1 protein-coding gene and 1 pseudogene are annotated in these 1,032 nt (G+C 51.0%); one reads left to right on the forward strand and one right to left on the reverse strand.

All coding sequences use genetic code 11. The features are described 5' to 3' along the window. Window positions 1–458: pseudogene (locus tag QZ506_RS15440) on the reverse strand (IS5 family transposase); the annotation flags it as partial. A gap of 123 nt (window positions 459–581) precedes the next feature. On the opposite strand from QZ506_RS15440, the gene QZ506_RS15445 reads away from it, so the two are divergent. After that, window positions 582–920 carry a DUF454 family protein gene (locus QZ506_RS15445; RefSeq protein WP_291972243.1) on the forward strand — a complete coding sequence of 113 codons (339 nt, stop codon included), beginning with the start codon at window positions 582–584 and terminating at the stop codon, window positions 918–920. Window positions 921–1,032 lie beyond the last annotated feature (112 nt).

The raw sequence follows: 1,032 nt of genomic DNA on the forward strand, positions 1-1,032 counted from the left end.
AATACCGTCCAGAAGACGTAATGCGAACTGGCTTTCGTGAGCCTGTCCGGGGCTCAGCAGGATGTTTAACGGGAGACCACTTCCGTCTGTTGCCAGATGGATTTTGGTGCCAAAACCACCGCGAGAGCGACCCAGACCGTTGTCTCCGGCGATATCGGGATGTTTTTTTGGGCACCGGCAGCACATTTCAGCGCCGTGGCAGACCAGTCAACGAGACCATGCGCATCAAGAGCAGAAAGTAACCTGTTGAAAATAATGTTAATCACACCCTATTTTGACCACAGATTAAAGCGGTTATATACGGTTTTCCACGGAACATATCGCTCACGTAAATCACGCAATGGAGCACCTGAGCACAGAATCCAGAACATACCATTGATGATTTTACGATGTTCTGCCCATGGACGTCCGGCACGTGGTATTGCTGGTTCAGCAGGCAGTAAAGACTGGATGATCATTCATGCTTCATCGGGAATGTCGTAGCGAGCCATAGTTAAATATACTGTGGAAACATACGGTTACTATAACTCAGGCAATTAAGGGACACCGCCTAGCGCGTAACGTGAAGAGGATGAGCAGTGATGTATCGTATTGGGTTGGTGGTGTTGGGATGGTTAGCGGTTGTGTTGGCGACGCTAGGCGTTGTGTTGCCGCTGTTGCCGACTACCCCGTTCCTGCTGCTGGCTGCATGGTGCTTTGCCCGTTCCTCACCGCGTTTTTATGCCTGGCTGCTCTACCGTTCCTGGTTTGGCCCCTATTTGCGGTACTGGCAGGATCATCGGGAATTGCCGCCGGGAGCAAAAGGCAAAGCGGTGGTGATGATCGTGCTGACCTTCGCCATTTCGCTGTGGCTGGTGGACATGGTATGCGTCAGAGTGCTGCTGTTAACGATAATGTGTACTAGCTCAGACCTGATCTGACAGTTACCGATTATTTATACAGGTGTCTGTCAGATTACATCTGGTTCAGATTCTTTTCTGCCCAGATCCGTTTTCCATCGAGTAAAGTGGCCATCGGCGTACGCCCGCAGCA

It is taken from the genome of Candidatus Symbiopectobacterium sp. (assembly GCF_020054415.1).
Classification (GTDB): domain Bacteria; phylum Pseudomonadota; class Gammaproteobacteria; order Enterobacterales; family Enterobacteriaceae; genus Symbiopectobacterium.